Origin of the sequence: Variovorax ginsengisoli (genome assembly GCF_030486595.1) — a bacterium.
Lineage (GTDB): Bacteria > Pseudomonadota > Gammaproteobacteria > Burkholderiales > Burkholderiaceae_C > Variovorax > Variovorax ginsengisoli_B.
In genome coordinates this window covers 131,188-154,614 of the sequence record NZ_JAUJZH010000001.1, presented here as the reverse complement: position 1 = coordinate 154,614, position 23,427 = coordinate 131,188, and the positions used below count along the sequence as shown (strand labels likewise).

At 69.4% G+C, this 23,427-nt stretch carries 22 protein-coding genes; 6 read left to right on the top strand and 16 right to left on the bottom strand.

Annotation, left to right across the window (positions count from 1 at the left end):
• Positions 1-7: 7 nt before the first annotated feature.
• A complete protein-coding gene (gene urtE / locus QZH52_RS00720; protein WP_286536738.1) occupies positions 8-700 on the top strand; it encodes an urea ABC transporter ATP-binding subunit UrtE in 693 nt (230 codons plus the stop codon).
• 18 nt (positions 701-718) lie between these two features.
• On the opposite strand, the gene QZH52_RS00715 is transcribed toward urtE, so the two are convergent.
• Positions 719-1,390, bottom strand: coding sequence for an anti-sigma factor family protein (locus QZH52_RS00715; protein ID WP_301802406.1), 672 nt, complete (start codon positions 1,388-1,390; stop codon positions 719-721).
• The gene (locus QZH52_RS00710) at positions 1,377-1,931 is read right to left on the bottom strand and encodes a sigma-70 family RNA polymerase sigma factor (protein WP_301802404.1); all 555 of its coding nucleotides are present in this window, start codon (positions 1,929-1,931) and stop codon (positions 1,377-1,379) included. The genes QZH52_RS00715 and QZH52_RS00710 overlap by 14 nt, the downstream gene beginning before the upstream one ends.
• 129 nt (positions 1,932-2,060) lie before the next feature.
• Between QZH52_RS00710 and QZH52_RS00705 the strand changes: the two genes are divergently transcribed.
• The gene (locus QZH52_RS00705; RefSeq protein WP_301802400.1) at positions 2,061-3,269 is read left to right on the top strand and encodes a YVTN family beta-propeller repeat protein; all 1,209 of its coding nucleotides are present in this window, start codon (positions 2,061-2,063) and stop codon (positions 3,267-3,269) included.
• Positions 3,270-3,331: 62 nt separating this feature from the next.
• Here QZH52_RS00705 and QZH52_RS00700 read toward each other — a convergent pair whose 3' ends face one another.
• From QZH52_RS00700 to QZH52_RS00660, 9 genes are all read right to left on the bottom strand, one after another.
• Complete coding sequence (locus QZH52_RS00700; protein WP_301802398.1) at positions 3,332-4,753, bottom strand: MFS transporter; 1,422 nt, start codon at positions 4,751-4,753, stop codon at positions 3,332-3,334.
• A gap of 49 nt (positions 4,754-4,802) precedes the next feature.
• Entirely contained in the window at positions 4,803-5,633 is an 831-nt protein-coding gene (locus QZH52_RS00695) for an urease accessory protein UreD (protein ID WP_301802397.1), read from the bottom strand.
• A 19-nt stretch (positions 5,634-5,652) separates the two neighbouring features.
• The gene (locus QZH52_RS00690) at positions 5,653-8,388 is read right to left on the bottom strand and encodes a winged helix-turn-helix domain-containing protein (RefSeq protein WP_301802396.1); all 2,736 of its coding nucleotides are present in this window, start codon (positions 8,386-8,388) and stop codon (positions 5,653-5,655) included.
• Positions 8,389-8,426: 38 nt separating this feature from the next.
• Positions 8,427-10,307 carry an acyl-CoA synthetase gene (locus tag QZH52_RS00685; protein ID WP_301802395.1) on the bottom strand — a complete coding sequence of 627 codons (1,881 nt, stop codon included), beginning with the start codon at positions 10,305-10,307 and terminating at the stop codon, positions 8,427-8,429.
• Between the two features lie 14 nt (positions 10,308-10,321).
• Positions 10,322-11,455, bottom strand: a complete 1,134-nt coding sequence (locus tag QZH52_RS00680) for a DUF5938 domain-containing protein (RefSeq protein WP_301802394.1) — start codon at positions 11,453-11,455, stop codon at positions 10,322-10,324.
• A 32-nt stretch (positions 11,456-11,487) separates the two neighbouring features.
• Complete coding sequence (locus QZH52_RS00675) at positions 11,488-12,255, bottom strand: SDR family NAD(P)-dependent oxidoreductase (RefSeq protein WP_301802393.1); 768 nt, start codon at positions 12,253-12,255, stop codon at positions 11,488-11,490.
• Complete coding sequence (locus tag QZH52_RS00670) at positions 12,252-13,013, bottom strand: SDR family NAD(P)-dependent oxidoreductase (protein ID WP_301802391.1); 762 nt, start codon at positions 13,011-13,013, stop codon at positions 12,252-12,254. Before QZH52_RS00670 ends, QZH52_RS00675 begins: the two co-directional genes overlap by 4 nt.
• A 177-nt stretch (positions 13,014-13,190) precedes the next feature.
• Positions 13,191-13,712: a nucleoside deaminase gene (locus tag QZH52_RS00665; protein WP_301802388.1), complete on the bottom strand. Its 522-nt coding sequence runs from the start codon at positions 13,710-13,712 to the stop codon at positions 13,191-13,193.
• Positions 13,709-14,737, bottom strand: coding sequence for an ABC transporter substrate-binding protein (locus QZH52_RS00660; protein ID WP_301802384.1), 1,029 nt, complete (start codon positions 14,735-14,737; stop codon positions 13,709-13,711). Before QZH52_RS00660 ends, QZH52_RS00665 begins: the two co-directional genes overlap by 4 nt.
• A 271-nt stretch (positions 14,738-15,008) precedes the next feature.
• Here QZH52_RS00660 and QZH52_RS00655 point away from each other — a divergent pair, with 271 nt between their 5' ends.
• Genes QZH52_RS00655 through QZH52_RS00640 form a run of 4 tightly spaced genes read left to right on the top strand, consistent with a single transcriptional unit; the run spans position 15,009 to position 17,887 of the window.
• Positions 15,009-16,085 carry an aromatic ring-hydroxylating dioxygenase subunit alpha gene (locus tag QZH52_RS00655; RefSeq protein WP_301802381.1) on the top strand — a complete coding sequence of 359 codons (1,077 nt, stop codon included), beginning with the start codon at positions 15,009-15,011 and terminating at the stop codon, positions 16,083-16,085.
• A gap of 38 nt (positions 16,086-16,123) precedes the next feature.
• Positions 16,124-16,732: a sulfite oxidase-like oxidoreductase gene (locus QZH52_RS00650; protein WP_301802378.1), complete on the top strand. Its 609-nt coding sequence runs from the start codon at positions 16,124-16,126 to the stop codon at positions 16,730-16,732.
• Positions 16,729-17,466, top strand: a complete 738-nt coding sequence (locus QZH52_RS00645; RefSeq protein ID WP_301802376.1) for an FAD-binding oxidoreductase — start codon at positions 16,729-16,731, stop codon at positions 17,464-17,466. The genes QZH52_RS00650 and QZH52_RS00645 overlap by 4 nt, the downstream gene beginning before the upstream one ends.
• Before the next feature lie 22 nt (positions 17,467-17,488).
• Positions 17,489-17,887: an OsmC family protein gene (locus QZH52_RS00640; RefSeq protein ID WP_286536714.1), complete on the top strand. Its 399-nt coding sequence runs from the start codon at positions 17,489-17,491 to the stop codon at positions 17,885-17,887.
• A 6-nt stretch (positions 17,888-17,893) separates the two neighbouring features.
• On the opposite strand, the gene QZH52_RS00635 is transcribed toward QZH52_RS00640, so the two are convergent.
• The 5 genes from QZH52_RS00635 to QZH52_RS00615 all read right to left on the bottom strand — a co-directional run bounded on the left by QZH52_RS00635 (position 17,894) and on the right by QZH52_RS00615 (position 23,388).
• Positions 17,894-18,208, bottom strand: a complete 315-nt coding sequence (locus tag QZH52_RS00635; protein ID WP_286369268.1) for an EthD family reductase — start codon at positions 18,206-18,208, stop codon at positions 17,894-17,896.
• A gap of 43 nt (positions 18,209-18,251) precedes the next feature.
• Positions 18,252-19,022 carry an ABC transporter permease gene (locus QZH52_RS00630; RefSeq protein ID WP_286369269.1) on the bottom strand — a complete coding sequence of 257 codons (771 nt, stop codon included), beginning with the start codon at positions 19,020-19,022 and terminating at the stop codon, positions 18,252-18,254.
• Positions 19,023-19,029: 7 nt separating this feature from the next.
• Entirely contained in the window at positions 19,030-19,866 is an 837-nt protein-coding gene (locus QZH52_RS00625; protein WP_286536713.1) for an ABC transporter ATP-binding protein, read from the bottom strand.
• Positions 19,866-20,894 carry an ABC transporter substrate-binding protein gene (locus QZH52_RS00620; protein ID WP_286536712.1) on the bottom strand — a complete coding sequence of 343 codons (1,029 nt, stop codon included), beginning with the start codon at positions 20,892-20,894 and terminating at the stop codon, positions 19,866-19,868. Before QZH52_RS00620 ends, QZH52_RS00625 begins: the two co-directional genes overlap by 1 nt.
• Before the next feature lie 193 nt (positions 20,895-21,087).
• Positions 21,088-23,388 (bottom strand): NADP-dependent malic enzyme, encoded by a 2,301-nt coding sequence (locus QZH52_RS00615; protein WP_286536711.1) that lies wholly within the window; start codon positions 23,386-23,388, stop codon positions 21,088-21,090.
• Positions 23,389-23,427: the final 39 nt, after the last annotated feature.

Below are 23,427 nucleotides of genomic sequence, written 5' to 3'. Positions count from 1 at the left end.
GAAGACCATGCTCAGCGTCAAGAACATCCACCAGTACTACGGCGGCTCGCACATCCTGCGCGACGTCAGTTTCGAAGCCCGGCTCGGCAAGGTCACGGTGCTGCTGGGCCGCAACGGCGTCGGCAAGACCACGCTGCTCAAGTCGCTGATGGGCCTGGTGCCGATCAAGAGCGGCAGCATCGAGTTCGACGGCGCGCCGATCCAGAAGAAGACGCCCTACGAGCGGGCCCGCGCCGGCATGGGCTTCGTGCCGCAGGGCCGCGAGATCTTCGCCCGCCTGACGGTCGAGGAGAACCTGCGCATGGGCCTGGCCTACAAGTCGGGCGGCACGCCGATCCCGCCCGAACTCTACGAGCTGTTCCCGGTGCTCAAGCAGATGCTGAACCGGCGCGGCGGCGACCTCTCGGGCGGCCAGCAGCAGCAGCTGGCGATCGCGCGCGCGCTGGCGCCCAAGCCGAAGCTGCTGATCCTCGACGAGCCCACCGAAGGCATCCAGCCGAGCATCATCAAGGACATCGGCCGCGTGATCCGCATGCTGGCCGACCGCGGCGACATGGCGATCGTGCTGTGCGAGCAGTACTACGACTTCGCCCAGGAGCTGGCGGACGACTACCTCGTGATGGAGCGCGGCGAGGTGATCGCACGCGGCCTCGGCAAGGACATGGAAGCCCAGGGCGTGCGCCAGCTGGTGGCGATCTGATCGATCTGATCGATCTGATCAGCGGGTCGCGGTGCCCTGCGCCATCCGCTCGCGGGCCAGCGCCGCGAAGGCCTGCAGCTCGGCCGCATTGAGGTCCGACACCGCCCAGGCCTGCATCCCGGCCTCGGTCCAGTGCACCAGGTTGTAGCCGCGCTTCACCAGCGACTGCGGTGCGCGGGCCCTGGCGTCGGCGGCGGGCCAGACGAACAGGTTGATCACGTGCGGGCCCGAACGGTAGACCAGCGCGGCCACCGGATGCCCGTCGACGTAGTCCAGCCGGCCGCCGGTGAGCGGCAGGCCGTCGGACGCCAGGTCGACCACCGGCGGCGAGAAGTCCAGCTTGCCGGCGAACCAGGGCTTGACGGTGTGGTGGTCGGAGGAGGCCACGTCGGCCAGGTGCGCGCCCATCAGCGAGCGCACATGGCTGTCGGTGAGCGCGTCACTGGTCGCGTCCGCTACCGGCGCCACGAGCAGCGCCAGCGCCAGGCCCCAGGCCGTGGCGGCGCCGGCGCCGAACAGGGCCAGGGCCTGCAGCCAGCGGGCCGGGAACGATCGGCCGGCGCCCGGCGCGGGCGCTTCCCGGCTCCGCAGGTCGGCCCGGATGCGGTCGGCCAGCGCCGCGGACGGCGCGTGGCGGGTGCCCTCGCGCCGGATCAGCGCCCCCAGTTCGTCGTCGTCAACTGCTTGCATCACGCCTTCCTTGCTTCGGTTCGTGCGGCACTTCCGCCTGCAGCGCGGTGCGCAGCAGGGCTCGGGCCCGCGACAGCCGCGACATCACGGTGCCGATCGGAATGCCGGCGACGCGCGCGATGTCCTCGTACGACATCTCCTCCAGTTCGCGCAGCACGATGACCTCGCGGAACGGCGGCGCCAGGGCTTCGATGGCGGCATCGACGCGCTGGCCGCGGGCCTGCCGTTCCCAGGCCAGCGCGGGGTCGCCGAACGCCGCTGCAGCGTCGCCGCTGTCGCGCAGCTCGTCGAACTCGACCTGGTCGGCCAGGTGGCGGTGCTGGCGCATCCAGTCGTAGCAGGCGTTGCGCACGATGCCGAGCAGCCAGGGGCGGGCCGCATCGCCGCGCAGGTCGTCGAAGAAGCGGAAGGCGCGCAGATAGGCCTCCTGCACGGCGTCCTCGGCCTGCCGGTCGTCGCGCAGCAGCCAGCGCGCGAGGTTGTACGCGGCAGGCAGGTGCGGCAGGGCCGCGGCTTCGAATCGACGGGTGCGGTCGTTCAACGGGTTCCTTCCCTTGCTTGACGGACCGGGGCCGCTGCTTATTCCCGCGGAGTCCGGGAATAGCCGGGACGCCGGCTGCGTCATGCCCATTGCGATTCTGATCCTTTCCCCGTTTTGAAGGAGCCCCCCATGAAGCGTCATCCGATCCTCGCCACCGCGCTGGCCGCCCTGATGTTGGCCAACCCCGCCTTCGCCGCCGGTCCCAAGGCCTATGTCGGCAACTTCAAGGACAACACGGTCAGCGTGATCGACACTGGTTCGCAGCGCCTGGTCGCGACCGTGCCGGTGGCCGCCGGGCCCGACGGCATCGCGGTCGGCCGCAACGATCGCCAGGTGTTCGTGAGCGGCGCCAGTGCCTCCAGCCTGAGCGTGATCGACACCGCCACCGACCGCATCGTCGACACCGTGGAAGTGGGCAAGGGACCGCAGGGCCTGGCCCTGACGCCCGACGGCCGCTGGCTGCTGGTGGCCGTGAACGGCGAGGACCGGGTCGCGTTCGTCGACGCCGCCACCCATGCGGTCGCGGCGACCGTGCCGGTCGCCAAGCCGCACACGCTCACGGTTTCTCCGGACGGCAAGAGGGCCTACGTGTCCTCGCAGGCGCCCGGCAGCTTCGCGCTGGTGGTGATCGACCTGCCGACGCGCGCGGTGGCCGCGAGCGTGCCGCTCGAGAAGACACCTCGCGACCTCGAACTCAGTCCCGACGGAAAGGTGCTCTATGTGACGATGGCCGGCCTCAGCGCGGTGCAGGTCTTCGACACGGCATCGAACAAGCCGTTGATGCAGATTCCGACCGGCGTCTCCCCGCACGTGGCGCACCTCTTCGCCGGCGCGCGCTCCGGCGTGGTGGTGGTGCAGGGGCCGGGCGAGCTGATGCTGTTCGACCCGGCGACCCAGGCGTCGACCGGCAGCATCGCGGTCGGCAAGCAGCCGCACTGGGTCGACATGCTGCCGGGCGGCAAGAAGGTGCTGGTCACCAACGAGGGATCGAACGACGTCAGCCTGGTCGACCTCGCGGGCGGCCCGGTGGTCACGATCCCGGTGGGCAATGCGCCGCGCAAGGTGGCGGTGCAGCACCGCGCCGCCGGCGGCAGCGCGAAGGTCTCGATCAACAACTTCGCCTTCGGTCCGGCGCAACTCGCCATCAACGCCGGCGACAGCGTGACCTGGACCAACGACGACGGCGCCCCGCACGGCCTGGCCTTCAACGACGGCGCGCCGGGCACCACGGACATGCTGCCGGGGCAGAGCTTCAGCCGCGTGTTCGCCAAGGCCGGCGTGTTCGACTACGTCTGCTCGGTGCACCCGTACATGATGGCGCGCGTCACGGTGCAGTAGCTCAGTGCTGGAGGATCTTCGACAGGAACTGCTGGGCCCGGTCCGAGCGCGCGGCCGCGCGATCATCGAGTGAGGTCCGAGCCGAGCGGCGGCGCCACCTCCTCCAGCGGCTTGCGCTCGGCATCGACGGCGTAGCGCCAGGCCAGCAGGCCCGCGAAGATCACCAGCGCAGCGCCGATCGCGTAGCCGACGGCGACCGCGCCCCGGCTGCCGGTGTCGATCAGCGCGCCGAACAGCACCGGCGCGACGAAGCCGCCGGCGCCGGTGCCCACCGCATAGAAGATCGAGATCGCGACCGCGCGCATCTCGAGCGGAAACACCTCGCTGACCGTGAGGTAGGCCGAACTGGCGGCCGCCGATGCGAGAAAGAACACGGCCGACCAGCACAGCGCCTGGCTGCGGGCGTCGAGCCATCCCTGCATGAAGGCCCAGCCGGTCAGCGCCAGGCCGACCCCCGACAGCACATAGGTCAGCGCGATCATCCGGCGCCGGCCGACGCGGTCGAACAGCGGGCCCAGCAGCAGCGGGCCGAGCACGTTGCCGAGCGCGAAGGGGAAGATATAGAGCGCGACCCTTTCGGCCGGCACGCCGTGGAAGCGGGTCAGCACCAGCGCGTAGGTGAAGAAGATCGCGTTGTAGAAGAAGGCCTGCGAAATCATCAATGCCAGCGCCACCGCGCTGCGCCGCGGGTAGCGCCGCAGCAGCACCTGGGCCACCTCGCGCCAGGCGGGGCTGGCGCGGCCGCCGAAGCTCAGGTGGCCGACTGCAGGTGCGAGCGGCCCGTGCTGTGCGCTCACCTGCGCCTCGATCCGCTGCACGATGCGCTCGGCTTCCTCGGCGCGGCCGTGCGCGATCAGCCAGCGCGGGCTCTCGGGCACGTCGCGCCGCACCAGCAGGATGGCCACGGCCAGCAGCGCGCCGAGCCCGAAGGCGGCGCGCCAGCCCCACACCGGGCCGAGCACCTGCGGATCGAGCAGCCACAGGCTCAGCCCGGCGCCGAGCGCGGCGCCGATCCAGAAGCTGCCGTTGATCGCCAGGTTGACGCGGCCGCGCACCCGCGCCGGGATCAGCTCGTCGATGGCCGAATTGATGGCCGCGTACTCGCCGCCTATGCCCAGGCCGGTGGCGAAACGGCACAGCGCGAAGAAGACGAAGTTGGGCGAGAAGGCGGTGGCCAGCGTGGCCGCGGCATAGACCGCCAAGGTGATGAGGAACAGCTTCTTGCGACCCAGACGATCGGCCAGGCGACCGAACACCAGTGCACCGATCACGGCGCCGCCGATGTAGAGCGAGCCGGTCCAGCCGATCTGCGCCCCGCTCAAGCCCAAGGTGTCGGGCCGTTCGAGTACGCCGCCGATCGATCCGACCAGGGTCACCTCCAACCCGTCGAGCACCCAGGCCACGCCGAGCGCGACCACCACGCGCCAGTGCCAGCGCGACCAGGGCAGGCGGTCGAGGCGGGCCGGGATGTCGGTGCGGGTCATCGCGGCCAGTCTAGGGAGTGTCGCTGCGCGCCCCCGTCGGACGGGAACCCTACATCGACCAGATGCGCGGCGGCTCGCCGGTCATGTGCCAGAGCTCGGCCCGCCACGCCTTCCAGACCTGGCGCAGCAGCTGCATCGCCGGCTCGACCACCGGGGCCAGCACGCGCAGCACGATGATCTCCGGATGCGGGCTGGTGGCGCCGGCACGCGCGTTCAGCTCATGTGCTTCGATCAGTGCGCGGGCGGCGTCGAGCGCCGCATCGCGCCGCGTGCGCGACAGGGGCGTGCCGGCAACGAAGAAGATCGACGCCAGGCAGCGCTGGCCCGCCAGCCCGAGCGGGCTCTGCAGCAGGCGTCCGTCGGCGGCGTCGAGGCGCCCGCGCTCCAGCCATCGGCCCGGCGCCTCGATGTGCTGCTGCAGCGTGCCGCGTTCGAAGGGCTTGCCCGCGTTCGGCAGCCCGAGCGCCGTGACGTCCCAGCCGATCAGCTCGGCGCCTTCCGCGACGCGCAGGGTCAGCCGGTTCTCGGCCCGGCAGCCGCTGAAGCAGATCGCCTCCAGCGGCAGCCATTCGAGTCGGGCACCGGTATCGAGGCGCAGGTCGGTGCGCTGCAGCGCCAGCTCGCCGTCCGAGCGGTAGAAGCGCGAGGCACCGGGCGTGGTGATCAGCCCGTGGCTGCCGGCCGCGGCCCGCACCCGGATGTCCAGCGTGTCGCCGCCGACCAGCCCGCCGGGCGGGTGCACCAGCACGTTGTGGCACACCGCATCGCCCTCGGGGTAGAGGCTCTGCAGGATGCGCAGCGGGCCTTCGTGGCGAAAGCGGGCCACGCTGCGGGCGTGTTCAAGTTGGTAGTCGAGGTCGAGTCGCGCGTGCCAGGGCATGGGCACCGAGTGTAGGGACTCAGAGCAGCGACTTCTCTTGCGCCCGGGCCAGCGCGCCGATCCGGTTCTTGACGCCCAGCTTGGCGAAGATGTTGTGGAGGTGCCATTTCACGGTGGCCTCCGAGAGGAACAGGCTCTGTGCCAGCTCGCGGTTGCCGAGGCCGGCCTTGAGCAGCCTCAGGATCTTGATTTCGCGCTCGGTGAGTTCCTCGGCCTCGCTGCGCTCGTGCGGCGGCTCCGGCGCCGCGGCGGCGACCGGCGTGCGGCCCGCCGCTGCGAGCAGGCGGCGCAGGTAGTCGTCGACGCCGGGCGGTGCCATCGGCCGCCGGGCGGCTATCGCCTCGACCAGGTCGAGCAGCTGCGGCTCGGCATCGACCAGGCTGCGCAGCAGGCCGCAGCGGGCCGCCAGGGCCAGCGCATCGTCGAGCGTGCGCAGGGCCAGGGCCTGGTCGTGTGAGCGGTGCTGGTGCAGGGCCCGCAGCAGCAGCAGCCGCGCCTGCTGCGCCTGGTGGCCATCGCGCTGGGCGCGCCGCAGCGCATCGTTGAGGGCGCCGGCCACGGGCGCGCCGCCGCCTTGGGCCAGCCGCAGCCGCAGGATGGCCAGGCCGACGCTGTCTTCCTCGGCCGCCACGGCGCCGGCCGGGGCCGCGCCGCCGTGGCCGATGAAGCCGTAGGACTGCGCGAGCTTGAGCGCATCGTCGAGCGAGGCCACCGAAAGGCGCAGCACGCAGCGCTCGGCGGCCAGGATGCGCGCCAGCCGCGGCAGGCTCAGGCGGTGGCCGAGCGATTCGCCTTCGAGCAGGCAGCTGTCGGCGCCCGCCAGGTCGCCGCGCAGGCGCAGCAGCCGGGCGCGCGTGAGGTAGCCGGCGGCGCTCATCTCGACCAGCCCGTGCTCGTCGATGAAAGGCAGGCCGAGGTCCAGGTAGCGCTGGGCCTGCGCGAGCTCGCCTTGCTCGTAGCAGACCTCGGCCGCGAGCAAGGTCAGCATCGAGCCCGCGTAGGAAGCGACGCCCAGGCTGGGCTCGACCGTGGCCAGGCCGAGGCGGGCCTGGGCCATTGCCTCGGGAAAGTCGCCGCGCCGCATCGCGATCACCATCGCCAGCGCACTGGCCCAGGCCAGGCCGTAGTGGGCGCCGCATTCCTCGAAGGCGCGGCGGGCGATCGCGAGCGCCTGCAGGCCCTGCTCGAAGGCGTCGGTGGCCGAGCAGCCGGCCGCCAGCACGTTGGCCACCACGCCGGTGCGGAAGGCTTCGGCCCGCGGCCAGGACTTGAGCCAGGCCTCGCTCGCGGACTTGGCCAGGAGCGGCTGGTCGGACAGCGCGAAGTACACGCAGCGGATCATCTCGACCACGCAGCGCACGCCGCCGTCGCCATCGCCGGCGCAGGCGCTTTCGAGCGCGCGCAGTTCCTGGTCGGCCTCGGCATGGCGTCGGGTCAGCACCAGCGACCAGGCATGGCCGGTGCGGATCTTGGGCCGTGCATGGATCAGCGCCTGCGGCAGCCGCGTGAGCCAGCCGAGCAGCGTGGCGTGCTCGCCGCGGTACTGCACCAGCTCGCCCGAGAATTCCGCCACCAGGTCGGCGGCGCGCTCGATGTCCTGGCCGTCGAAGGCATAGCGCACCGCCTCGTGCGGCAGCCGATGCCGGTTGAACCAGTCGCTGGCGCGCAGGCAGATCGCCCGCGCCGCCTCGCCCGGGCGCTCCTTGCCGCGCCCGCGCAGGTAGTCGGCGAACAGGTGGTGGTAGCGAAACCAGGTGCGCGAGCGATCGAGCCCCGAGAGAAACAGGTTGCGGGCCTGGATCTCGGCCAGCATCGCATGGCTGTCGTCGCGCTGCAGCACTTCGTCGCAGAGCTCGGCGCAGAAGCGGTCGAGCCCCGCCGTGTCGAGCAGGAAGTCGCGCAGCGCGGGCCGCAGGCTGTCGAGCACCTGCTCGCCGAGGTAGTCCGTGATGTCGCGGTCGGTGCCCGAGAAGGCCGCCAGGAATGCGCCCCGGTCGCCGCTCTCGCGCAGCGCCAGCGAGGCCAGCTGAAGGCCGGCGATCCAGCCTTCGGTGCGTTCGTGCAGCGTCTGGAGCTGGCTGCGCTCCAGCGGCGCGCCGCTGACGCGGCCGACGAAGTCGGCGGCCTCGTCGAGACCGAGTCCGAAATGCGAGGCGTCCAGCTCGAGCAATTCGCCGCGCAGCCGCAGCTGGCTCAGCGACAGCGGCAGCCGGGTGCGGCTGGCGATCACCAGGCCGATGGTCGGGGGCAGGTGGCCGATCAGCCATTCGAGCTTGCGGTGCACGCCGTCGTCATGCACCAGGTGGAAGTCGTCGAGCACCAGCAGCAGCCGATGGTCGTGGCCCATGAGGTCGTGCAGCAGCGAGGCGACCACCGCATCGGGCGAGGCCATCGTGCCGCCGTCGGTCTGTGCGAGCGCGCTGCGGCCGAGCCGGGCATCCGCGTGGTGCAGGGCGGCGGCGACATAGCGCACGAAATGCAGCGGATCGTTGTCCTCGGCGTCGAGGCTGAGCCAGGCGCAGGTGATGCCGTGCGGCTCCAGCTGTGCGACGAACTGGGCCAGTGCCGTGGTCTTGCCGTAGCCGGCCGGCGCGGTCGCGCTGATCACGCGCTGCATCAGGCCCGCGTGCAGCCGCGTCGAGAGCGCGGAGCGCGCGAGCAGGCGCAGCGACAGCTGCGGCGGCGCGAGCTTCGATTCGACCAGCACGGCCGCCGATGCGGGTCTGTCTCCGGACTTGCCTGTCGCCCGCGCCATGGGGGTTCCTTGCTGCAACGAGGGGCGATAAGTGTGCCTCATCCGGTGCGCCAGGCAAGCGTCCAGTGCACCGGCAGGGCGGCCAGCCCGGCCTCCGCCGCCCGCATGCGCGCTTCAGCGTCCGGGCCGCCGGGCCGTGCGGCGGTGATGCGGGCTTCCAGCCCGTGCTTCGGATGCGGCTCGACCTCGACCTGCACCTCGACCTCGCCGCAGGCGGCGCGCACCGCCTCGGCCAGCGCCCGCGTGATCGCCTGCTGGCGCAGCGCGGGCTTGAAGATCTTGTTGACCGCGGTCAGCGGCATCGCGTCGAGCACCACCACCTCGACCGGCACCGCCGCCCGCTCGGTGATCGTGCTGCGCGCATGCGCGAGCAACTCGGCCGGATCGCACTGGGCGCCCTTGCGCAGGGTCACGTAGGCCATCGGCAGTTCGCCGGCGTGCCCATCGGGCTTGCCCACGGCGGCCGCGATATCGACCGCCGGATGGCGCATCAGGCCTTCCTCGATGATGGCCGGGTCGATGTTGTGGCCGCCGCGGATGATCAGGTCCTTGGCCCGGCCGGTCAGCCAGAAGTAGCCCTTGGCATCCTGCCGGCCGAGGTCGCCGGTGTTGAGCCAGCCGTCGGCCAGGCAGACGCCGCGGTTGTCGCTGTCCTTCACGTAGCCCGCGAAGACGAAGGGGCCGCGCAGCAGGATCGTGCCGATCTCGTCGACCGCGGCCTCGCGCTCGACCTCGCCGTCGGCGCCGAGTTGCGCCACCTTCATCTGCTGGTAGGGCAGGCGCAGGCCGATGGAGCCGATCGCGCGTTCGCCGTCGCGCGGGTTGATCGAGCTGACGCAGGTCGCCTCGGTCATGCCGTAGCCCTCGAGCAGCTTGAGGCCCGTGGCTTGTTCGAAGCGCTGGAACAGCTCGGGCGCGAGCGGCGCGGCGCCGCAGATCGCGAAGCGCAGCGAGCCGATGTCGGCGCCGTCGCGCGGCACGTTGAGCAGGGCGGACAGCACCGTCGGCACCGCACTGAAGAAGGTCGCCCGATAGCGCTCGACCGACCGCCAGAAGGCCGCGAAGGTGCGCGGATCACGATAGCCCGCGGGCGACAGCAGCACCACGTGTGCGCCGACGCCGAAGGCCGCGAGCCCGGTGATCAACATCGCGTTCGAGTGGAAGAGCGGCAGGCCGCACAGCAGCGTGTCGCCGCTGCCGATGTCGGCGACGGTGGTCAGCGACCAGGCATTGGCGGCTTCGTTGAAATGCGTGCGGCGCGCCAGCTTGGGCGTGCCGGTGGTGCCGCCGGTGTGGAAGTACGAGGCCACGTCCTCGCCCCTGGGCGGCGTGCCCAGCAGCCTGTCGCCCGGCTGCTGGGCCAGCAGGGCGTCGAAGTCCAGCGCCCAGGGCGGGCACAGGCCGAGACCGCCGATGCGCAGGACGGCGCGCAGCGTCGGCACGCGCTCGCGCAGGGCCTCGACCTTCTCCCAGATGCCGGGCTGCGACTGCCGCCCCAGCGCCACCAGAACCACGGTGCCCGCGGCGTTGAGGATGCCGGCCATGTGCTCGACTTCGAGGAACGGGTTGACCGGGTTCACGATGCCCGCGGCCTCCGCGCCCCAGAGCGTGAAGTGCGTCTCGGGCAGGTTCGGCAGCAAGTACGAAACGACGTCGCCGCGCCCTACGCCCAGGCCCGCGAAGACGTTGGCCGCCTGCGTGATGCGCTGCAGCAGCGTGGCGTAGTCGAAGCGCGTTTCGCCGTCCGCCGGATCGCCGGTCGGCACGAAGGTCAGGGCCGGTGCGCCGGGCGTGGCCGCCGCTTGCCGCGCGATGGCGGCGTAGCTCGACACCGGCCGCTCGAGGCGGGCCTCGATCGGCATTGCCTCCAGCGCCTCGACGTCGGCCAGATTGCGCAGGGGCGTCCGAAGGCTCGTCATCTGCGGCGGCCGCTTCAGGCCTGGACCGTGAGTTCGGGCTTGGCCACCAGTCCGAAGCTGCGCAGCACCCCAAGCAGTTCATGGTGTCCGAAGGCCTGGCAGCCCGATGCGAAGCCGACCCGCTTCGGCGGCTGCTGCAGCAGCGAGTAGGCGGCGTGGGCCTGCAGCAGGCCGGTCTGCTTGTAGTTGCAGTTGCCGAAGATGACGCAATGCGCGCGGCCCAGAGGCCCGGTGGCGTGCACCGAGTCGACCGACTTGTTCAGGCGCGGGTTCTCGCGCGGGGGCATGCTGTTCATCACGCCGGCGGCAGTCTGCGCCAGTGCGGCGTAGCGCTCGTCCGGCTTCATGCCTTCGGTGGCTTTCAGCGCGGCCGCGACGATCTGCGGCACGCCCAGCATCAACGGCTTGTTGAACACGCCGCCCAGCACCTTGACGTTGGCCACCCGCGGGTCCTTGCGGAACCACACCGGATGCGAGGTGCCGCCCCAGGGCAGCGCCAGCGCCATTTCGTGCTGGCCGGGAATGGCCAGGCTGTAGAGGCCGGCGTCGGGCTGCCACTCGACCATCTTGTTCTGGTGCAGGAAGAAGGCCTTCGACGTCGCGGCATTGACCAGGATGGTCTGCGTCGACGCGATCGTCGGGCTGCCGCCCCAGAACACCGCGATGTCCAGGGTGTCCAGGCCCGGTGTCTCCAGGCAGAGCTGCGCCGCGATTTCGCCGGTGGTGTACATCTGCGCCAGCCCGGGCGACAGCAGCAGCCCGGCCTGCGCGAACCTGGCGCCGAACTCTTCCTCGAGCGTGATCAGCCAGTCCTGCTCGCCGGTGGTGTCGGTGTAGTGGCACTTGGCGGCCAGGCAGGCCTTTACCACTTCGGGGCCGAAGCGGGCGAACGGGCCGACGGTGTTCAGCACCACCGATGCGCCGGTGAAGAGCTTTGTCAGCGCCTCGGTGGTGTGCGCCACCTCGACGACTTCATAGTCCGCGGTCTCGATGCCGGCCACATTCGCCTTCATGGCCGCGTCCAGCTTCTCCGCACTGCGGCCGGCCGCAATGAAGGGCACGCCGTACTCGCGCAGGTATTCGCAGATCAGCCGGCCGGTGTAGCCGCTGGCGCCGTAGACGACGACGGGCTTCTTGTTGCTGCTCATGGTGTGGGTTCCCCGGGGTCCGTTGGATGGGTTCAGAGAAGGGACGAGCTCACGCCGCCGTCCAGCACGAAGGGGCTGCCGTTCGAGAAGCTGGCCCGCTCCGAGGCCAGGAAGACGGCCAGGTTGGCCACCTCCTGCGGCGTGCCGTAGCGCCCCTGGCGCTGTGCAATGACCGCGTCGAAGTCCGGGATGCCGAGCATCTGCTCGAACTCCTTCTTGCGCGGCTTGACCATGTCGGTCTCGATGAAGGCCGGCAGGATCGCGTTGACCCGGATGTTGTGCGCGCGCAGCTCGGTGGCGGCGGTCTGCGTGAGCGACACGACGCCGGCCTTGGCCGCCGCATAGCTGCCGATCAGCGGGCAAGCCGCCTTCGCCGTGACCGAGGCCATCGTGACGATCGCGCCGCCGCCCGCCGCGATCAGCGCCGGCGCTGCATAGCGGATGCAGAGGAACACGCCGTCGAGGTTGACCGATGTCACCTCGCGCCATTGTTCGTAGCTCGTGGCGACCAGCGGCGAGAGCATGGCGACGCCGGCGTTGGCGACCATGATGTCGAGCCGGCCGTGCTGCTGGGTGGCCGCAGCGACCAGCGCCTCGACCTGCGCCGGCACCCGCACGTCGCAGGCCACCGCGCTGGCGCCCTGCAGCGATGCCGCGATCTTTCGCGCCGCCTCGGCGTCGATGTCCGACACGATGACCTTCGCGCCCTCGGCGGCGTAGGCGCGTGCAATGGCCTCGCCGAGCCCGCGCCCCGCGCCGGTGACGATCGCGACCTTGTCTTGAAGCAGCAACTTGCTCATAGCAATCCGGCAGACAGGCCGCCGTCCAGGATGTAGTGGGAGCCGGTGGTCCAGCTGGCGGCGTCGGAGGCGAGGAAGGCGGTCATCTCGGCCACTTCGAGCGGCGTGCCGAGCCGCAGCTGCTTGGCCGCGACCAGCGCGCTGAAAGGCACGCCGACGATGGCTTCGACCGTGGGTATCAGCCGGTCGACCATCGCCGTGCCGACGAAGCCCGGGCACACCGCGTTGACCCGGATGCCGGTCGGCTTCAGCTCGGCCGCGGCGGTGCGCGTGAGCTGGATCACCGCCGACTTCGACGCCGCATAGGAGCCGAACAGCGGCACGCCGTTGGTGCCGGCCAGCGACGAGATGTTGACCACCGAGCCCTTGCCCGACGCGACCAACGGCCCCAGCGCGCTCTTCATGCCGAGGAAGACGCCCATCACGTTGATGTTCATGAGCCGGCCGACTTCTTCCTCGGTCTGCTCGAACAGCGGCTTGACGATCTCGATGCCGGCATTGTTGACCAGCGTGTCGAGGCCGCCGAAAGCGGCGGTGGTGGCCTCGACGGCGCGGGCCCAGTCGGCCGCCTTCGTGACGTCGCACCGCACCGACCGGGCCATCGGCCCGAGTTCGTCGGCGGCCTTGGCGGCACCCGCCTCGTCGATGTCGGCGAGCATCACCTGCGCGCCGCGTTCGACGAAGAGCCCGGCAATGGCGCGCCCGAGCCCCTGCGCCGCCCCTGAGATGAGGGCCTTTCGGCCCTGCAGTTCGATCATGCGTTTGTCTCCTGGGTTCGAAAGTCCGGCCCGCCGGCCGCGCTCGTGCGGCGCGGCGTCTGGGGCTGGCGCTATTCGAAAACTCGGAGCGCGGCCTGCCGCCCACCTAAAGGTTGGTTTTTCGTGCTGCGGCGCAGCACATGCCTCGTGGATCTCAGGGTCAGGCCGTGGGGGCCGTCAAGCCTTCCAGGCGCCGACGTGGGCGGCGCCGGCTTCGTCGACCAGCGCCGGGCCGATGCATTCGATCGGATGCGGCGAGGCCCGGAACACGTCGCGGCAGGACAGCTCGGCATCGCGCTGGTCGCCGCGCTCGCCGCGGAACACCCGCAGCCGCTCGGCGTCGATGCCGAACACCACGCGGCCGATGTTCGACCAGAAGATCGCGCCCGCGCACATCACGCAGGGCTCGCCCGACGAGTAGATCGTGGCGCCGGCCAGTTCGTCGCGCGACAGCTTGCGCTCGCCAAGCATGCGCACCGCGTTGACCTCGGCATGGCCCGTGACGTCGCCGGTCTCGGCGGTGTTGCAGTAGGCCTCGGCCAGCACTTCGCCGGCGGCCGAGACCACCACCGCGCCGAAGGGCCGGTTGCCGCGCCGGCGGCCGGCATGCGACCAGACGATGGCCTTGCGCAGGTAGCGGCCGTCGCGCTCGTCGAGCTGCTGCTCGGCCGGAAAGGTTTCTGAAAGAAGTGAACTCATGCCTGAATGCTACGTTCATTGCGCGCCGGCAGCATCGAGCTGTTGAAGATGGCGTCGGCCGACGGCCTGGTCTTGAGTCCGAACACCTCTGCCACTTCGTCGACCTGCTGCTCGAGCAGCAGTTTGCGGATGTCGCCGAGGCCGTGGCCGCGCGTGTCCGGCGCGCCGACGTACTGCGCCGTGATGGCCCAGCGATCGAGCTCGATCTTCGGGTCGAGGATCGGCTCGCGCTGGCGCATCGCCGCGATGCTGGGCGCCGGCTGGGCGAAGGTCTCGACGATCGCGCGGTTGGTGGCCCGCAGGAAGGCCGCCACCGCCTTCGGGTTCTGGGCGATCAGGTTGCTGCTGGCGAGGATCGCATTGCCGTACAGGTTGACGCCGGCGTCCGCGTACTTGAGCACCGAGAGCTCATCGGCCTTCATGCGCGCGAACAGCGAGACTGCGGAGTCGTGGAAGTAGGTGGCGGCATCGACGTCGCCGCGCACCATCACGTTGTCGCGGGCGCTGAAGTCGGTGGTCTGCCACTGGAAGGCGTCGGGCTTCATGCCCTGCTTGCGCGCCACCATCGGCCAGGCGCGGCGCGTCGATTCGACCGCCGCGGCGGCGACCTTCTTGCCCTGAAGGCTCCTGAAGTCGCCGCTGATGCCGCGGTCCTTGCGCCCGATGATCACGAACGGTGCGCGGTTGTAGTACTGGTAGACCGCCTGCACCATCGGGGTGCCCGGGTTCTGCGCATTGAATTCGACCAGCGAGCTGATGTCGCCGAGCCCGAGCTGGTAGACGCCGCTCGCGATCCGGGTGATGGAGGCTACCGAGCCGGCCCCGGTGTCGATCGTGACGTCGAGTCCTTCGTCCTTGTAGTAGCCCTTGCTCTCGGCCAGGAAGAAGGGCGCGGTCTGGCCGTTGATGCGGAAGTCGAGGGTGAACTTGAGCGGCGTCGGCTTGCCGACCTGCGCGAGGACGGCAGGGGCGGCGAGGGCGGCGGCACAGGCGGCGCCCGAGGTGATGAAGTGGCGGCGTTGCATGAAGGGATCTCCGGAATTGGTGGGTCTTGAACACCCCGCCGGGCCGGCGAGGCACTTCAAGAGCAATTTCCGGGCGGCGCACGGTGGGTGCGTGCGCTGCTGAACGCTTCTACTCTTGGCCAAACACATGCAGGACGCATGCCAGCGACGCGGGCCCGCTATTTGCATGAGAATCGGCGCAGAGTAGAAGCGTTCAGCTTTGGTGCGCAAGCGCCCATGGCGGGAAATTGCTCTTTCAAGTTGGTCCTCACGCAACCGAAGGAGTCTTTTCATGCTCGTCACGCAGCAACCCGTTTTCCGCAAGTTCTGGCATGCCGTCATGCCCCTGGCCGATCTGCAGCAGGGCCCGAAGCCCTTCACGCTGCTCGGCGAGAACATCGTCCTGTTCCTCGATGCCGACGGCCAGCCGGCCGCCTTGCGCGACCGCTGCTGCCACCGCACCGCGAAGCTGTCAAGGGGCTGGTGCGTCGATGGCGAAGGCAAGGCCTGCGGGCAGGGCGCGATCCAGTGCGGCTACCACGGATGGACCTACGACCGCAGCGGCCAGGTGATCCGCATCCCCCAGTACGAGGCCGACCGCAAGATCTCGCCCGAGTACAAGACCACCGCCTACCACTGCAGCGCGCGCTACGGCTATGCCTGGGTCGCGCTCGAGGAGCCGATCGCGGAGATCCCGGCGATCCCGGAGTTCGACGATCCCGGCTTTCGCACCATTCACCAGTTCTACGAGGAATGGCAGACCAGCCCGATGCGCGCGCTCGAGAACTCCTTCGACAACTCGCACTTCAGCTTCGTGCACCGGGCGACCTTCGGCGTCGCCGCGAGCCCGAAGCCGAGCAAGTACGAACTGGTCGAGAACGAATCGGGCTTCTACGCCGAGACCGTGATCCAGGCGGTCAACCCGGTGAAGTTCCATGCGATCAGCGGCGTGACCGATCCGATCACGACCCGCCACATGCGCAACGCCTACTTTCTGCCGTTCTCGCGCCGGCTCGACATCGAATACCCCTCGGGCATCCGCCACATCATCATCAACTGCTTCACGCCGATCGACGACGGCCGCATGCAGCTGTGCCAGTGGCTGTTCCGCAACGACACCGAGGCCGACTGCGCGGCGCAGATGCTGATCGACTTCGACGAGGAGATCACGCGCGAGGACAAGGACATCCTCGAGTCGACCGACCCCGATGCGCTGGTCGACACGCGCCGGCGCGGCGTCGAGTATTCGATGGAGTCGGACCGCCCGGGCATGCTGATCCGCAAGCACCTGATGCAGCTGCTGGCGAAACACGGCGAGGTCGAGGTGCATCGCGGCATGCGTGTCGTGCCGCTGCAGCAAGCCGCCTGAAGCGGCGCTACCATGGCGCTCCAATCGAAGGAGTGCCGATGGTCACGCGTGGATTCACAGGACGACGTCCGACTGCTGCCTTCGCCCGCCGCCTGCCGCCCGGCCAGTTCGAGACCGACGACTTTCCGGTGCTGGCCAAGGGGCCGACGCCGGAGATCGATCTCGCGGCCTGGCGCTTCACGCTGAGCCAGGGTCCGCGTCCGCTCGCGAGCTGGAACTGGGCCGAGTTCCAGGCGCTGCCGCGCACGCTGTGGCAGGGCGACATCCATTGCGTCACGACCTGGTCCAAGTTCGACACCCGCTGGGAGGGCGTGAGCATCGACGACCTGCTGGCCGCCGCGGGCGTGGCGCCGCCCAGTGCTTTCTTGCTGGCGCTCTCGCACGACGACTACGACACCAACGTGCCGGTGGCCGACCTGGTCGGCGGGCGCGCGATGGTGGCGACCCATTTCGACGGCCAGCCGCTCACGGCCGAGCACGGCGGGCCGGCACGGCTGCTGGTGCCGCACCTGTACTTCTGGAAGAGCGCCAAGTGGCTCAAGGGCCTGCGCTTCACGGCGCGCGACGAGGCCGGCTTCTGGGAGCTGCGCGGCTACCACAAGCACGGCGATCCGTGGAAGCAGCAGCGCTACTCGGACGATCCGTGAGCGCGCAGGGGCCCACGCGCTGGCAGGAGGCTGTGATCGAGCGCATCGCGCCGCTGACGCCGCGCATCGTCAGCGTGATGCTGAAGGCGGACCTGGCGCGACATGTTGCGGGTCAGCATCTCGATGTGCGCCTGACCGCGCCCGACGGCTACGCGGCCCAGCGCAGCTATTCGATCGCCTCGGCGCCCGGGCAGCCGGTCGAGCTGATCATCGAGAAGCTCGACGATGGCGAGGTCTCGCCGTATTTCCACGACATCGCCCAAGCCGGCGACGCCATCGAGGTGCGCGGTCCGCTGGGCGGCCATTTCATCTGGCGCGCCGAGGACGGCGGGCCCGTGCTGCTGGTGGCGGGCGGCTCGGGCATCGCGCCGCTGATGGCGATGGTGCGCGACTGGGCGCGCGCCGCGGCCGGTCTGCCGATGATGCTGGTCTGTTCGGCTCGCACGTGGGACGAACTGCCCTTCGGCGAAGCGCTGGAGCGACTCGAAGCAAGCCGCGCGGATTTCCGATTCGTTGCCGCGATCACGCGCGGTCCCGGCCACCGCCCCGCCGATCGGACGCAGCGGCTCGATGCACCCGCGCTGAGGGAACTGATCACGCAATGGGGCCATGTGCCGCGCCACGTCTTCGTGTGCGGCTCGAACCGCTTCGTCGAGGGCGTGACCCGGGGCCTGGCCGATGCCGCGCTCGCAGCGGGCATGATCCGCACCGAGCGCTATGGTGGCGCCGAATGAATTTCAATCAGGAGCAATTCGAATGACCCTCACGGTCCGGCGCGACGGCGTCACAGGCACCCGCCACATCCTCAAGATCCGCGCCCACGAGATCCCGGTCGACGCCTCGCCCGACGGCGGCGGCGCCGATGCCGGCCCGTCGCCGCACGACCTCTACGATGCCTCGCTGGCGGCCTGCAAGGCCTTGACCGTGCTGATCTATGCGCGGCGCAAGGGCATGCCGATCGAGGAGATCGAGGTCGCGGTCGACCGCGACGACAGCGAGGAGCGCCACGGCGTCTATCGCCTCGACAGCACGCTGCGGGTCACGGGTGAACTGACCGAGGCGCAACGCGCCGAACTGCTGCGGGTGGCGGGCAAGTGCCCGGTGCACCGCCTGATGACCGAGGTCAAGACCGAGATCGAGACCCGGCTGGTGTGAACGGGCCTAACCCACCACCACTTCGCTGATCTGCATCACCGGCTGGATGTCGGTGTAGTTGGCGATGTCCGCCAGGATCTCCTTCGCATGCGGCCCGAAGGCGGCCTGGAAAGACTCCACCGAGTCGGCGAAGACGTGGCACATGCCGACGTAGGTGGGCGGCTGGCCGGGCGCACCGCCGGCCAGCCCCTTGTCGATCGTGTAGGACTTGCAGGCGTCGCCCATCCGGTTCGCGAGCAGCGGCATGTGCTTGTCGCGGTAGTAGGCGTGGTCGAACCGGGCGCCGGGGGAGAAGGGATACATCACGCTGACCTTGATCATGGGTTCGTCTCTCCTGAAAAAGAACCCGCAAGGTTACGGGATTTCACTCCCCCTGCGAACCCCGATGCGCCCAGCCCGTCGTGTGCTTCTCGACCGCGCTGAACAGTTCGTACATGCCCATCGCCATCGCGCCCACCACCATCAGGCCGGCGAAGGCCAGGCCCATCTGCATCGACGAGCCGGCCGAAATCAGCAGGTAGCCGATGCCTTCGTTGGCGGCGGTCATCTCCGACACCGTGGTGCCGACGAAGGCCAGCGTGATCGCCACCTTGAGCGAGGCGAAGAAGTAGGGCATCGAGCGCGGAAAGCCGATCTTCATGAGCACGTCCCAGCGCTTGGCGCCCAGCACCCGCAGCACGTCCTCGAGTTCGGGCTCCAAGGTCGCCAGGCCGGTCGCGATGTTGACCATGATCGGGAAGAAGCTGATCAGGAAGGCCGTGAGGATCGCCGGTCCGACGCCGATGCCGAACCAGACCACCAGGATCGGCACGAAGGCCGCCTTCGGCAGTGCGTTGAAGGCGGTCATCAGCGGGTACATCGCCGCGTAGGCCAGCCGCGAACTGCCGATCACGAAGCCCAGCAGCACGCCCACCACGATCGCCAGGCCGAAGCCCGCCATCGTGACCCAGAAGGTGCGCCAGGCGTGGCCGGCGATGATTTCCTTGAACTCCCAGAACTGGGTCCAGATTCGCCAGGGGCTCGGGAAGATGAACTCCGAGACGCCGAAGCCCGAGCAGATGATCTGCCACAGCACGATGACCGCGACCAGCAGCAGCCAGGGCGACCAGCGTTCGATTTGCTTGTTGTTCTTCATGAATGGCTCATTGCGGGATCGCGGCGGTGGCGATGGCCTGGCTGCGAATGGCGCCGATGTGGCCGCGCAGTTCGTGCACGATGTCGGTGAACTCCTTGGTGTAGGTCAGTTCCAGCTCGCGCGGGCGCGGCAGGTCGATCTCGCGCTTGACTACGAAGCGGCCCGGGCTCTTGCTCATGACGTAGACCGTGTCGGCCAGGAACACCGACTCGCGCAGGTCGTGCGTCACCAGGATCACGTTGAACTGCTGCTCGGTCCAGAGGTCGCGCAGGATGCACCAGAGCTCTTCGCGCGTGAAGGCGTCGAGCGCGCCGAATGGCTCGTCGAGCAGCAGCATCTTGGGCTCGTGGATCAGCGCCCGGCAGATGCTCGCGCGCTGCTGCATGCCGCCCGAGAGCTGCCACGGGAACTTGTCCTCGTAGCCGCCCAGGCCGACCTTCTGCAGCAGCCTGCGGGCCCGCTCGACGTATTCCCTGCGCTTCGCCTTGAAGGTCGAGCGGTAGGGCTCGACGATCTCCAGCGGCAGCAGCACGTTGTCGACCGTGGTGCGCCAGGGCAGCAGCGACGGCGCCTGGAAGGCCATGCCCGAGATCTTCAGCGGCCCCGTCACCGGTTGGCCATCGATCCGGATCTTGCCCATCGAGGGCATCCGAAGCCCGGTCGTGAGCTTCATGAAGGTCGACTTGCCGCAGCCCGAGGGCCCGACGATGGCGATGAACTCGCCGCGCTGGACCTTCAGGTCGATCGCCTCGACCGCGAAGTGGTTGGCCCGCAGCAGTTCCTCGTTGTAGGCGAGCCAGACGTCCTGGAAATCGACGAAGGGCGCGTTGGCGTTCTCCGCCATCACTTGCGGAGAATGTTCAGTTCTGCGGCGGGCGGCAGCAGCGAACCATTCCACACCGCATCGGGGTTCACGCGGGTCTTGGTCCCGAAAGCGTCCGACACCTGCGACGCCATCAGCGACAGCCGGCCGGCGTTGACCTGGCCGAAGCCCTCGGCGCGGGCGTCGGGCGTGTTGACCACTGTGTCGATCGCGAGCTTGAGGCGGCGCGTCTCGAGTTCGCTGTTGACGATGCCGTCGCGCGCCTTGATCGATTCGATCGCGACCGCCGGGTTGGCGATCACGTCCTTGGCGCCCTTGGTGAAGGCCGAGAGGAAGGCCTTGACGGCCGCCGGGTTCTCCTTGATGAGCTTGGGCGAGGCGATGATCGCGTTGCCGTAGAGCTTCACGCCGAAGTCGGGGTAGGGCAGGATCACGATGTCGGCCGCCTTGGCGCCGCGCGCCTCGAGGTTGAGCAGCGACGTGAACGTGAAGCCCGTGATGGCGTCGATGTCGCCGCGCAGCAGCATGGTCTCGCGCAGGGTCGGGTCCATCGCGGTCCAGTTCACCGCGCCGATGTTGTTGGCCTTGGCGAAGATCGGGAAGGCGCGGCGGCCGGCATCGAACACCGGGGCGCCGAGCTTCTTGCCCGTCAGGTCGGTGGGCTTCGCGATGCCGCTCTTCTTGAGCGCCATGACCGAGGCCGGCGTGTTGTTGTAGACCATCATCACCGCCACCGGCTTGTTCGGGCTGTCGGGGTTGTTGGCGTGGAACTCCATCAGCGCCGCGAGGTCGGCGAAGCCCATGTCGTAGGCGCCCGAGGCCACCCGCGTGACCGCGCCGCCCGAGCCGTTGCCGGCGTCGACCGTGACATCGAGCCCGCTGGCCTTGAAGTAGCCCTTGGCGGCCGGGTGCGTGAAGAAGGCCCCGGGTCCCTCGAAGCGCCAGTCCAGCTGGAACTTGATCGGCGTCGTCTGCGCATGCGCAGTGCCCAGCCCGAAGCTGAGGGCGGAGGCGGCGAGGAAGGTCTGGAGCAGATGGCGCTTGTTCATTCAGGAATTCCATGAAAGGGTGGATGCACGGGATTCAAGCAAAAACGGTGCCGGCACGCACTTGGTGCGAACCCTCTCGATGTCTCCATGCGGGTGCATGCGGTAACTGCGGGTTTCCACCCGCCAGAGGAGAACGCACGAAAAAACGCCCCGCCGCGTGCACCGCGGCGGGGCGTCCAAATTGGTGCGGAGATCAGCGCGTCGAGTTGGCGTCGGCCACCGCCAGCGCGGTCATGTTGACCACCCGGCGCACCGTCGACGACGGCGTCAGGATATGGGCCGAGCCCTGCGCGCCCATCAGGATCGGGCCGACGGTCACGCCGTTGCCGCCAGTCATCTTGAGCACGTTGAACAGGATGTTCGCGGCGTCGAGGTTCGGGCAGATCAGCAGGTTGGCCTCGCCCGTGAGCTGGGTCTCGGGCAGCGCCTTGCGCCGCACGTCTTCGGACAGGGCGGCGTCGCCGTGCATCTCGCCGTCGCATTCGATGTCGGGCGCCATCTTGGCGAACAGGTCGCGGGCCAGTCGCATCTTGCGCGCCGAGGCGCGTTCCGAAGAGCCGAAGTTGGAATGCGACAGGAACGCGACCTTGGGCGGCAGGCCGAAGCGGCGCACCTCGTCGGCGGCCATCATGGCGATGTTGGCCAGGGTCTCTGCGCTCGGGTCTTCATGGACGTTGGTGTCGGCGATGAAGAGGGTGTACTTCTCGAGCGTGAGCGCATTGAGCGTCGCGAAGCCCGGCGCGCCGCGCTTCAGGCCCAGCACCTGGTTCAGGATCTTCAGGTGGCTGTCGAAGCGCCCCACCAGGCCGCACAGCATCGCGTCGGCGTCGCCCAGGTGCAGCATCAGCGAGGCGATGGTGGTGTTGGAGCGCCGCACCATGGCCTTCGAGGCCTCGGGCGTGATGCCGCGCCGGCCCATGATCTGGTGGTAGGTCTCCCAGTAGGTGCGAAAGCGCGGATCGTCCTCGGGGTCGACGCACTCGACCTCCTTGCCCAGGGTGATGTGCAGGCCGGCCTTCTTGATGCGGGCCTCGATGACCGCCGGGCGCCCGATCAGGATCGGCTTGGCCAGCCCCTCGTCGACCGCCAACTGGGCGGCGCGCAGCACGCGGTCGTCCTCGCCTTCGGCGTAGGCCACGCGCTTGTGGCTCGCCACCTTGGCGGCACTGAACACCGGCCGCATGAACATGCCGGTCTGGTAGACGAAGCGGGTCAGGTGCTGGCGGTAGGTGTCGAGGTCTTCGATGGGCCGCGTCGCCACGCCCGAGGCCTGCGCCGCCTTGGCGACCGCGGGCGCGATGCGCAGGATCAGCCGCGAGTCGAAGGGCTTGGGGATGATGTAGTCGGGCCCGAACGCGAGTTCCTGGCCGGCGTAGGCGGTGGCCACTTCCTCGCTGATGTCGGCCTTGGTGAGATCGGCGATCTCGCGCACGCAGGCCAGCTTCATTTCCTCGGTGATCTTGCTGGCGCCGCAATCGAGCGCGCCGCGGAAGATGTAGGGGAAGCACAGCACGTTGTTGACCTGGTTCGGGTAGTCCGAGCGGCCGGTGGCGATGATGCAGTCGGGGCGCACGGCCTTGGCCAGTTCAGGCCGGATCTCGGGCTCGGGGTTGGCCAGCGCCAGGATGATCGGCTGGCTGCCCATGCTCTTGACCATGTCCTGGTCGACCACGCCGGGCGCCGAGCAGCCGAGGAAGACGTCGGCGTTCTTCATGACATCGGCCAGGGTGCGGTCGCCGGTGTCCTTCTGGGCGTAGCGTGTCTTGGAGTCGTCGAAACCGCCGGGCCGGCCGATGTAGATCAGGCCCTTGGAGTCGACCGCGAAGATGTTGGCCGGCTTGGCGCCCAGGCCGACCATGACGTCGAGGCAGGCGATGGCGGCGGCGCCGGCACCCGAGACGGCGATCTTGACGTCCTCGATCTTCTTGCCGACGAGTTCCAGGCCGTTGAGCAGCGCGGCCGCCGAGATGATCGCGGTGCCGTGCTGGTCGTCGTGGAACACCGGGATGTTCATGCGCTCGCGCAGCTTCTTCTCGATGTAGAAGCACTCGGGTGCCTTGATGTCCTCGAGGTTGATGCCGCCCAGCGTCGGCTCGAGCGCCGCGATGATCTCGACCAGCTTGTCGGGGTCGTTCTCGGCCAGTTCGATGTCGAAGACATCGATGCCGGCGAACTTCTTGAACAGGCAGCCCTTGCCCTCCATCACCGGCTTGCTGGCCAGCGGGCCGATGTTGCCCAGGCCGAGCACGGCGGTGCCGTTGGTGACCACGCCCACCAGGTTGCCGCGCGAGGTGTACTCCGCCGCCAGCGAGGGGTCGGCCTCGATGTCCAGGCAAGGATAGGCCACGCCGGGCGAATAGGCCAACGACAGGTCGCGCTGGTTCAGCAGCGGCTTGGTCGGCGAGATCGATATCTTGCCCTTGACGGGCGATCGGTGATATTCCCGCGCGGCATCTCGCAATGCTTCTTCGGCGGGGGAGAGGGTGTTTGCCATCGGTGTCTCCTTGCTGTCTTGGCTCAGGGTAGAGGCTAC

Bases quoted from the DNA above. Each gene is read 5' to 3' on its own strand.
- QZH52_RS00660 (WP_301802384.1), bottom strand. From the start codon at position 14,737: ATGCAACGCCGCCACTTCATCACCTCGGGCGCCGCCTGTGCCGCCGCC.
- QZH52_RS00695 (WP_301802397.1), bottom strand. From the start codon at position 5,633: ATGCCCTGGCACGCGCGACTCGACCTCGACTACCAACTTGAACACGCC.
- QZH52_RS00635 (WP_286369268.1), bottom strand. From the start codon at position 18,208: ATGATCAAGGTCAGCGTGATGTATCCCTTCTCCCCCGGCGCCCGGTTC.
- QZH52_RS00625 (WP_286536713.1), bottom strand. From the start codon at position 19,866: ATGGCGGAGAACGCCAACGCGCCCTTCGTCGATTTCCAGGACGTCTGG.
- QZH52_RS00690 (WP_301802396.1), bottom strand. From the start codon at position 8,388: ATGGCGCGGGCGACAGGCAAGTCCGGAGACAGACCCGCATCGGCGGCC.
- urtE (WP_286536738.1), top strand. From the start codon at position 8: ATGCTCAGCGTCAAGAACATCCACCAGTACTACGGCGGCTCGCACATC.
- QZH52_RS00640 (WP_286536714.1), top strand. From the start codon at position 17,489: ATGACCCTCACGGTCCGGCGCGACGGCGTCACAGGCACCCGCCACATC.
- QZH52_RS00665 (WP_301802388.1), bottom strand. From the start codon at position 13,712: ATGAGTTCACTTCTTTCAGAAACCTTTCCGGCCGAGCAGCAGCTCGAC.
- QZH52_RS00700 (WP_301802398.1), bottom strand. From the start codon at position 4,753: ATGACCCGCACCGACATCCCGGCCCGCCTCGACCGCCTGCCCTGGTCG.
- QZH52_RS00715 (WP_301802406.1), bottom strand. From the start codon at position 1,390: ATGCAAGCAGTTGACGACGACGAACTGGGGGCGCTGATCCGGCGCGAG.
- QZH52_RS00670 (WP_301802391.1), bottom strand. From the start codon at position 13,013: ATGATCGAACTGCAGGGCCGAAAGGCCCTCATCTCAGGGGCGGCGCAG.
- QZH52_RS00650 (WP_301802378.1), top strand. From the start codon at position 16,124: ATGGTCACGCGTGGATTCACAGGACGACGTCCGACTGCTGCCTTCGCC.
- QZH52_RS00615 (WP_286536711.1), bottom strand. From the start codon at position 23,388: ATGGCAAACACCCTCTCCCCCGCCGAAGAAGCATTGCGAGATGCCGCG.
- QZH52_RS00675 (WP_301802393.1), bottom strand. From the start codon at position 12,255: ATGAGCAAGTTGCTGCTTCAAGACAAGGTCGCGATCGTCACCGGCGCG.
- QZH52_RS00620 (WP_286536712.1), bottom strand. From the start codon at position 20,894: ATGAACAAGCGCCATCTGCTCCAGACCTTCCTCGCCGCCTCCGCCCTC.
- QZH52_RS00630 (WP_286369269.1), bottom strand. From the start codon at position 19,022: ATGAAGAACAACAAGCAAATCGAACGCTGGTCGCCCTGGCTGCTGCTG.
- QZH52_RS00680 (WP_301802394.1), bottom strand. From the start codon at position 11,455: ATGAGCAGCAACAAGAAGCCCGTCGTCGTCTACGGCGCCAGCGGCTAC.
- QZH52_RS00685 (WP_301802395.1), bottom strand. From the start codon at position 10,307: ATGACGAGCCTTCGGACGCCCCTGCGCAATCTGGCCGACGTCGAGGCG.
- QZH52_RS00705 (WP_301802400.1), top strand. From the start codon at position 2,061: ATGAAGCGTCATCCGATCCTCGCCACCGCGCTGGCCGCCCTGATGTTG.
- QZH52_RS00655 (WP_301802381.1), top strand. From the start codon at position 15,009: ATGCTCGTCACGCAGCAACCCGTTTTCCGCAAGTTCTGGCATGCCGTC.